Annotated in this window: 4 protein-coding genes; all 4 read left to right on the plus strand. The window is 49.5% G+C overall.

Features of this window, described 5'->3' with window-relative positions; translation table 11 throughout:
* Positions 1–219: 219 nt before the first annotated feature.
* Positions 220–1,302: a hypothetical protein gene (locus HY774_03110; protein ID MBI4747445.1), complete on the plus strand. Its 1,083-nt coding sequence runs from the start codon at positions 220–222 to the stop codon at positions 1,300–1,302.
* 202 nt (positions 1,303–1,504) lie between these two features.
* Positions 1,505–6,277 (plus strand): hypothetical protein, encoded by a 4,773-nt coding sequence (locus HY774_03115; protein ID MBI4747446.1) that lies wholly within the window; start codon positions 1,505–1,507, stop codon positions 6,275–6,277.
* Between the two features lie 30 nt (positions 6,278–6,307).
* The gene (locus tag HY774_03120; protein MBI4747447.1) at positions 6,308–7,072 is read left to right on the plus strand and encodes a hypothetical protein; all 765 of its coding nucleotides are present in this window, start codon (positions 6,308–6,310) and stop codon (positions 7,070–7,072) included.
* Positions 7,073–7,386: 314 nt separating this feature from the next.
* The coding region (locus HY774_03125) for a hypothetical protein (protein ID MBI4747448.1) at positions 7,387–10,437 on the plus strand (3,051 nt) is incomplete at its 3' end.

Raw genomic sequence — 10,437 nt, forward strand, 5'->3', positions numbered from 1 at the left:
TACCTGTTACCCACAAAAACGTGGGTTAGCTAAGTCATTTGTTTTCAATAGAGGACTAATCACCCTACAAAATCCGGGGGGATTAGGAACCCTGAACCCCGAACCCTTGCTTTTGACGTTGTCGTCGCCAACCGAAACGTCGGCCACGCCTTCCCCGCCGAACTTCGCGACATTTTTGAAGCGTGGCTCGAATTCAAGGCGGTGGATGCGGATGGAAATGTGCTGCTCCACAGTGGAGAAGTTCGCCCTGACGGCGTGCTTGATGCTTCGGCGCACGCCTATCGGTCCGTCCCAATTGACAACCACAGCGAACCGATTACCAAACATGACATCTGGAACACCCGCACCACCGCGTTTGACCGGCATATTCCACCTGGACGGGCTGACCTGGGACGCTTTGAAGTTCCAGTTCCATCAACTGCCAAACTTCCCATCACGGTCACCGCGACGGTGAACTATCGGCGGTTCACCAAAAACTTCACTGATTGGGTCAATCGCGACACCGCCGTAGGGCTCGCGCCAGTGACTGAAATCGTTTCAACTACCAGTGAACTGAATTCCACACTTTTCGCTGGTGGAAATTCAACCGCATCAAACTTGCTTCAAATCCTGAACCCTGAACCCCGAACCCTGAACCCAAAGCCCTACACTCCGCTCCAAAAATGGCGAGCCTATGGAGTCGCTCTTTTTGACCAGCAACAGTTTGAACCAGCCGCCAACGCCTTTCAGGAAGGGTTAAAGCTTGCCGCAAAAAGGTCACCCGAAGAAAGCGCCCTCAACATTGATCTGGCAATGGCTGCCTTGCGGAAGGAACGGGTTGGTTCGTCTCAAGAAACATTGGTGCTGGCTGAACAAGCGTTAAATCGGGCGTTGACGCTCGACGAGAAACAACCGCGTGCCCGATTTTTCCGGGCGATACTCAACATCAAGCGGTTTCGCTATTCCGAAGCCCTGACCGATTTGGACGCACTATCCCAAGAATTCCCGCGTGACCGTCAGGTCTGGACGCAACTTGGGTCGCTGTATTTGCTCCAGTACCGCGATGCGGATGCCAAAAACGCCTACGCTAAAGTGTTGGAAATTGACCCGGACGACACCGAAGCGCATATGAAGCTGACTGGATTGTACTGGCGGTTTGGGATGTTTGACGCCGCCAAACACGAACAGAAGAAATACAACTCGTACCACAGCGACAATGTCGCGGAGACGCTCCGGCGTGGCTACCTCAAATCACATCCGGAGCTCTTCCAAACCTGGCCGTGGCGGGAAATTGGAGACAACCCGATTGGCTCGCAACCCTGAAGCCAAGGGATGAGGGATGAGGGATGAGGGATGAAGAAATCTTTTCCGTTCCAAGATACTTAAGTAGCTTACAGCATTCAATATAGCGAACTACTGACGACTAACTACTGACGACTGACTTTGGGGAAGTTCTTCTTTCGTCCCACCCGTCATTCTCACGCCTGAAGGCGTTACTCTGAACTCTTTTTTCCCATTCTTAAAGGTGAAGCAAGAGCCGACTGGAGGACAAGCTCTTTCCCGGCGGGCGCCTTCGATCAATGGAAGGTTTGAAGGCAATATCCAGCAGTTGACACCAGAGAACGTCACATTAAACGGTGGAGCGACAATCACCGAAAAGCTGTATGTACCCGGAACTCCAACCGTGCGCCGCAATGGCAACCCGAATTTCGGCGGTGTGATTGAAGGCAGCGGAAGTGCAGTGCCGACCAATTACCAGGTCACGCTCAATGGCAATGCGACGCTGGGAAATCTGGTCAATCGAACCAATCCAGTTGCACTGACACCAGTTGCCGCACCTCCGACCCCAACCGGAACGCGGGATGTCAGTCTCAATTCCCCTGCTGACCAGATTGGGGACTTTGCGACGCTCCGCAACTTGACCTTGAACGGCAATGCGGGAACACGCTCAGTGCCACCTGGCACCTATGGGAATTTCACAGTCAACGGCAGTAGCGTCTTAATTTTTGGAGTTGCGAACGCCACAGAACCTGCCATCTATAATCTGCAAGGATTGACCCTCAATGGCGGCACTCAGCTTCAAATCGTCGGACCAGTCACGTTGACACTTCGGAATGGAACGAACATCAACGGCAGCATCGGCAACGCCGCCAATCCACAGTGGCTCACACTCAATGTTTCCAACGGAGGCATCACCCTCAACGGCGGCAGCCAGATGTTCGGGAAGGTGAACGCTCCCGCCGGAAGCGTCACCGTCAACAGCCGTTTGACTGGAAACGTCATTTGCGACCGATTGACCGTCAACGGAGGCGGAGTCGTCACCATCCTGGCGCAAGCTCCACAGGACACCACCGCTCCGGTCATCACGCTTGCCGAACCCGCCGAAGGGTTGATCACCAAAAACTCTCCAGTCACGGTCTCCGGGACAGTGACCGATACCAGTGCTGTAACGGTGACCGTCAACGGCCAACCTGTAACTCTTTCCGGAACACAATTGAGCACCAGCGTCACGCTGGCTGAAGGTTCAAACACGATTACTGTTCTGGCGACGGATGCGTTTGGAAATGTAGGAACAGCAACCAGAAACGTCACGCTCGACACGACCGCTCCAGTTTTGACCATCACTTCTCCGCCAGACGGAGCCGTCACGACCGAAACCCAACTCACCATCACTGGAACCGTGACTGATGCCACTGCAACCACAGTGACCGTGAACAATGTTGCCGCTACCCGAAACAGCAATGAATTTTCAGCCGTCGTGTCGTTGGTCGAAGGTCAAAACACCTTTGTCATTCGAGCCCAGGACGCCGCCGGAAACCAGATTGAAACCACTCGAACCGTCACCCTTCAAGTTCCACAGGACACTACGCCACCTGTCATCACCCTCACCGAACCAGCCGAAGGCTTGATCACGAATGCTTCGCCAGTCACCGTTTCTGGAACAGTAACTGATGTGAGTGCTGTCACCGTCACGGTCAACAGCCAGCCGGCAACTCTATCTGGGACACAATTTACCGCCAGCGTGACGCTCACCGAAGGCTCAAACATCATCACTGTTTCCGCTACCGATGCCTTTGGAAATACTTCAACTGCTTCACGAAGTGTTGTGCTTGACACCACAGCGCCAGTTTTGACGATTACCTCTCCTGAAGATGGGGCCACCACCACCGAAGCTCAAATTACCGTCACTGGAACAGTAACTGATGCCACAACCATCAGTGTCACGGTCAATGACATTGCCGCAACGGTGACCGGAAATGAGTTTTTAGCGGTTGTTCCCCTTACTGAGGGACCAAATACCTTGCTGGTTCGATCTATTGATGAAGCAGCAAATCAAACCGAGATCTCTATTGCGGTGCAAAGACAACCAGCTATCCCGTTTTCACTAATCGTGGAAAACCCTATGGATGGGCTTATTTCGAATTTGTCACCGTTTGTAGTTCTGGGGAGAGCATTAGGGGTAGGAGTTGCTGTTAGTGTTAATGAAATTCCTGTGCCCATTAATGAGGAAGGCTGGTTCTCAGGTGATGTGACAGTAACTGAAGGTACAAATATAATTAGAGTAACTGCTGTTGACTTGACCGGCAATCGAAAAGAGGTCATCCGCACAGTAGAAATTGATACGCAACCGCCAACTATCAGTAATCTCAACCCACCTGAAGGCACAATCATCTCTGAAGCAACAACAACAATCCACGGCCAAATCAGTGATGCAACAACTGTTTGGATAACTATTAATGATTCTGTCTTTGAAGTGGCTCCAACCCCTGGTTCTCTAACAAGCAGTTTTTCAATTCCAGGTGTGCCAGTTCAAGAGGGAATTAATTTTATTCAGATATTTGCAACTGATCTTGTGGGAAATACAAGTACTCAAGAGCTGCAACTTCGCGGAAAAGATCGAACCTCTCCACCCTCCCCGCATATCTTTCCGATTCCCTCGTCAACTCGCCTTACTTATCAATCGATTGAAGGTCAAACTGAGCCAGGAGCAATTATTGAAGTCTCAGGAGGTGCAACACCTTTGACAACGAGAGCAGCCAGTACAGGGCTTTTCTTTATCAACGTTGATCTCTCTGAGGGAACGAACCACTTGATGGTTACAGCTACAGATTCAGAAGGAAATAAATCAAGTCCTACTCAACTCGTTATTGAAAGCAGTCCAAGTCAATTACCTCCTCCATCCGGTCAACCAGCTCAAATTAATACCGCAACAGGCGCTGCACAACGAGGATTAATTGAAACTGAACTTCCCCGACCTTTAGTCGCATTTGTGACAGATATACTCGGCCACCCAGTTAGTGGTGTTCCAGTAACCTTTCAGGTCTTCTTCGGTGGCGGTAAATTTTCTGATGGCACTACCATCACTACTACTACTACTAATTCCCAAGGATATGCAATTGCGAGATATACTTGTGGTAGCAAACCAGGTCCACAACTGGTTCGAGCTGATTTTCCAGGAAATGCTTTGACACCAGCGGTATTTATGACGGAGGCACTTTTCCCAGTTCCAGGAGGAACAACAAAATTGATAGGTAATGTATATGATCAAAATTGGCGAGCATTGCCAAATGTGTTAATTCGGATCGGAGGACAGCAAACACGAACTGGATCGGACGGAAGGTTTTTCTTGGAAAATCTAAGTGCCGGGCCTCACCAACTCTTGGAAGTTATTGGTCGTGACCAGGTTCCCTTTCCTGGTAGATGGCCAAATATTTCATACGATCTTGATGTTTTACCTGGGATTACCAACCGAGTCGGACGCCCCATCTTTTTACCAAAAGTCAATGAGGGAATTGAGTTACCTCTTGATTCAAACAACATCGTTACCGAAGATACAGTTTACCAATTGCCAGTAGTTGGCGGTGAACCACCAATTCAAATTGTTGCACGTGCAGGAACACACGTCATGTTTCCTCCAGACATAACTGACAAACGATTGTCAGTAACCAAAATTCCAGTCAGCACAATCCCTATGCCGCTTGAGGATGGACGGGTGACAAACCTTTATGTATCAGTGCAACCATCAGGAACCATTTTTGACCCACCGTTAGAAATCACGTTTCCAAACCTGGACCAGCAACCTCCTAATTCAGAAGTATTATTGATGAGCTTTGATCATGATGCGGGAAGGTATGTTCAGTCGGGTACAGGCAAGGTAAGCGATGATGGAAAAACAATTTCAAGTATTTCTGGAAGTGGTATTCGGGTTGGAGCCTGGCATGGATTTCCACCAGTAGCCCCAGAACCTGAGACTGATGCATCTGCCGGTCCAGTGTGTAATCCATCCTCGCCTATTTCACTTTTGCAATCAAACCTTTCGGTTTCATCTAATGCTGAAGCTTGTTATATCTGTGATTATACATTTGACGAAAACCAAGGAGTCCCAAATGGGGATATGGTCTTTGGAAGAATGGGTTCAAGTCGGCGGTTTACCAGAGGGATAGCTTCAGGATGTATTGCAACTCCAACCATTCAATTTCAAACTTCAGATGGTCAGCCAATAATGACGCCGCTTCGAGTTGGGATCTCATCCAATGGACACGACAGAACCCAACATTTGCAAGCAGTAGTAACACCAGCACAAGAAGCTGCTAATGTTAGTCTAGTTGAGTTTAATGGATCTTCTGGGATCAAAACATCTAACATCCAAAGAGTTGGAAACAAAATAAAGTTTGACATCACGGGTACAATAAAAACCGACAAAACCAAACCCGAGGGGGATATCTTTACCCTTGCCAGCTATTATACTGGAGGGAAGGTGTATACCCATAATGTTGTTGTTCCCGTTCCAACATCAATTGCAACTCCCCATGACACTAAAGGGGTTAAAATAATTGAAAATACTGGGCTTAATAGCGTTACGATTCCTCGGATTTCAGCAGTGGATCCTTCCCGGTATTTATTAGTAACACTCTACGCAAGGAAGTTGAAAGTAACTCTATGGGACCAATTCGGAAAGAAGTTAGGGACTTTGTATGATGGAGCAGAAATTTTTGAACGATTTGAAGATGAAAGCTCGTTTCAAACAATTAACCAATTCATCACTGAAGGTCTTTACTATGATATTGTTGGGAATCCCTCTCCTGGATATTTAGAACCTGGAGTACTAGCATTCATTGCTGCAACTGATCAAACCAGTTTAAATAACTGGAAGAAACAAGCTAAACTACCGCCGACACCGGGGTCTGATATACAAGAAATCTATATTCGGATTGACGGCTTTGAACTCGAAACTAAAGTAAGTAGGACAATTACTTTAACTGGTTCAGACATAATTGTTATATGGCCAGATCGATAATATCTGACCATATAAAGGTTGAGATAAATTATGGTTTACAAAAGTGAGTTTTTTACTATGAAACGCATTAGGCAATTAAAGATAGCTATTCTTATATTATTTCTACTGTTTTATTCTGCTCCTTATCTTAGGGCACAACAATTTGTTGTAGATGATGCCCGCTTCCCTCGGTATTTGCCTGGTATACTCAAGGAACTTGGAGAAAGATTCCATTGCTATTTTACAATTGAGATAGGATGGAATGAGGTTGATTGTCCTGAAAATTGGTATGAGTTCAAAGAGTTGAAAGGAAATTGTATAAAAGAAACTCTGATTGACTCATTGAATGAGATTAAGAAATATCTTCCTGATTTTACATATGAGTTCAATTCGACAAACCCACAAATTATTCACCTAATTGATATTAGGCTACACAACAAAGAAAAATACATACTAGAGAATAGAATTGGAGATTTCAAATTTGAAGGGACTATACCTCAAATGGTTGAAGAGATCAGAAAAAGAAATGTCCCCATTGAATATCAAATGACTACTTTCATTCGGCATAACAATATTGAATTAGGTGATTGGTCATCTTCAGTAAAAATCAAGGGAAAGAATTTGAGTGTACGCCATATTCTTTCTAATGGGATAGATTTGACAAATTATAGTCGAATTATGTGGATTGCTAGCATTAGACTTACTGCCAACTCAAAAACAAGATTGGTTAGAATTTTTTTCAACGGAACACTCAAACAAACATTACCTAAGGTTATTAAAGTTAGTCCAACCACTAAAATTAAAAAAGAGAAATAGGTTATACTAATACTACCAATATAGGTATGGATACAGCTTATGATAATTCGGGTGTCTTTAAACAACCAATTCTCTACTGCCAAAGTAAAAACGACCTAAACTTGAGGTAAATAACGATGAACCGACAAAGTTGTCAGCCTTTTTTTCAATTGAAAGTATTTTCTACTGTTTTAATTGTTTTAGTAGTTCTAGTTCCAATATGGACAACATTTGTTTTTTCACAAAATACACCTCAACCCACAATTACAGGTCGAACCGCCACGGTTGCTCTCATTCCCTGGGGATCAGTCAATGCCGGGCCATTCATCTTTAGTGTGGACTCCGACCACGACGGAATGCCGGATGATGCCGAACTCCAAAATGGCACCAATCCAAACAACCCATTCGACGCCGATGCTGACCCTGATGGCGATGGACTGACCAACGGTGATGAAGTGGCCCTTGGGACAAATCCGAACAGTACTGATTCCGATGGCGATGGGATTGATGACGGGACGGAAGTCCAGCTTGGCTACGACCCGAAAGACCCGGCGAGCTTCCCGCCGGACAATGGTCCAACCGTGGTTGCGATTGAGGTCACTCCGCGCTCGGTTGGGTTGAGCCGGTCGGCGATTCTTCCTCCGGACCCGGTTCAAATTACGGTCGCGGGGACACTCAGCACTGGCGAAATAGTTGACCTGACCAACAATCCGGCGACCAGTTTTCAAGCCTTAAACCCAGCCGTGGCCACCGTTGACAGCTTCGGCAAAATTGTCGCCGTGAGCCCCGGTTCGACTACGATTCGGGTTCGCAATGCCAATTTGTCATCAGATATTCTGGTGGCGGTGTCGCAGGCAACATCGGAAATTGAGAAGGTGCTCCGCTTGCCGGGATTTGCCAATAACGTAGACGTCAAAGACCGCTTCGCGTATGTCGCCTGTGGACTGGCGGGACTCCAGGTCGTGGATGCCCGTGACCCGGCAACCGCCCACATCGTTGGTTCAGTTGAACTCCCAGGCAATGCGAATGATGTCCGGGTGGCGGGGAACTTCGCCTATGTCGCGTGCGGTGAAGGCGGGTTGCAGGTGGTGGATATTTCCACGCCGTCGAATCCAATCCTGGCAGGCGGCGCTCAGTTTGGGCGGGCGGTGGATGTCGTGGTCAAAGGGAATTTTGCCTTCGTGGCGGCGGGCGAGAACGGCTTGAAAGTGTTTGACCTCAGCTTTGCCCCGTACATTTCCGAAGTCGGCAGCTTCCCATTAACCGATCCAACTACCCAGTTTGCCAATGGCGTGGATGTGGACGAAACCCGCCAACTGGCCTATCTTGCGGTCGCCAATGGCGGGATGTACATCCTGGATGTGGCGACGCCGGCCAACCCGCAGTTGCGAAGTATTGCCGATGTTGGGTCGCTGAACCTCGATGTTGCGGCATTGGGAACGACGGCTCAGGTCATTGGGTACAGTGCCCTCACGACAGCAGGGCCAATCGCTTCGATTGATACCCAAACGCCGGAAGCTCCGACCTTCGGTGGTGTCACCGACTTTTTCCAGGGACGGTCCAGTGATGCTGAAGTCCGCAACGACCTGATTTTTACCGCCATCAATGGTGGCCTGGCCACCGGCTTTATTCCCGTGTTTCGACAACTCCCCGGCCAGGTAAAACCGATTTATTTGGGCGCCTATAACGTTCGCACCCTGATTGGAGTCACCCTCTTCCCCTATGCCACCGGTATTGCGGTTGATAATTCCCGGATTTACCTCACGGCGGCGGCCCGAACCATCGTCGGTCAGAATGAACGCACTGGAGATACCATCCTCCAAATCGTGAAGTATGGCGAAAATGACACCTCGGACATTGCTCCAGTGGTTGAAATCACCAACCCGGTGACCAGCGGTACCGTCGTTGGCGGCGAACTGCTTCCAATTCGGGTGACGGCCACGGACGATGTGGCCGTGGTCGGCGTCGAAGTCAAAATCAACGGTGTCGTGGCTGGAAATTTGACTGAGTCGCCCTACGAACTGGAATATCCATTTCCAGTTGGAGGCCAGTCGCTGGAAATTACCGCACGTGCGATAGATGCGGCGGGCAATGTCGGAGAAGCCGTGCCGGTCACGGTCACCATCGAAGCTGACCCGCTGACCTCCGTTGTCGGACAGGTTGTGGATGCAGGTGGAAATCCAATTTCCAACGTGTCGGTGACGCTAGATGGAGAGTCAATCTCAGGGATTACCGAAGGCGATGGCCGGTTTTCCTTGCCGAACATCAGCACCGTGCCGTTTGAACGAACGGTCTCTGTCACGGCGGTGGACAGTCTCCTGAACCGACGCGGGCGTTCGGCTGCGGTGATGACGGTTCGCGGAGGCGTAACGGATGTTGGAATGATTCGACTGGCTGGCGTTCGTTCAACCCTGCTGCCTTCGGGACTCTCGGCACTTGGCGTTTCCACCTTGAATCAGGATGGACATTCAGATGTGTTCGTTGGATTTTCAGATCAGCCCAGCGAAATCAGGCTTTCGGATGGGAACGGCGAATTCCTTCCAGATCCGGCCTTTGCCTTGCCGTTTGAAACCGTGACGGCTGGAATTGTCGGGCCAAATCTCTTCAATAACCTGCTCGTGCAACTTCCGGGCCAAAGCGGTCAGGGGACGGTGGTCCAGCTTGATCCCGCTTCAGGCGTGACGGGGACCACCACGTTTGCCACCGGACTGATCGGCGAGTGTGAACAGATGGCGCGGGGGCTGGATTTTCCTGGATTTGCCGAAACACAAAAGCAGGTTCTCGCTTTTCTGCACACGACCGGAGGCACGCAACTGACCATCCGGGTTGAAACGACTGGCGGGAGTTTTGGCGATCCAATCCAGGTGCCGATTGCAGTGGGAATTCCGCTCCGCAGCCTGAACCTGCTTGATGTCACCCAGGATTATCTCGCTGACCTGGTTGCCGTGGCCGACATTTCAGAACTTGATACCCGGTTGATTGTGATTCCGCGAACCTCACCCACCACCTTTGGTTCACCGATTGAGACACCGCTGGCCGTTCGAACCGCCGTCCCGACACTCGGGACAGAAGACGTCGTGGTGGCGAATTTCGGTGGAAGTCAGGGATTAGACGTGGCCGTGATGGGTGATGACCGGGTGCGGGTGTATGCCAACGATGGGACGGGTCGCTACCAGATCCAGCGGGAAATTCCGTTGCCGGAAGGCATGACCCCGCTCTGTTTAGGCCGAAGTGAAACCAGAGGCATCGAAATTCTGACTGTTTTCCTGCAACCAGCCAATAGTCCAACGGAACGGGTGGTGTGGTTTGGAGACGGTGGACTCTTCCGGTTTGAATCGCCCGCCGGAAATGACGAATCCCGACTGAGAATCGGAAGCTTTGCCGGT

Source organism: Acidobacteriota bacterium (assembly GCA_016208495.1).
GTDB lineage: Bacteria > Acidobacteriota > Blastocatellia > Chloracidobacteriales > Chloracidobacteriaceae > JACQXX01.

Excerpts from the sequence above, each read along its gene's own strand:
- HY774_03120 (MBI4747447.1), top strand. The coding sequence starts at position 6,308 with ATGGTTTACAAAAGTGAGTTTTTTACTATGAAACGCATTAGGCAATTA.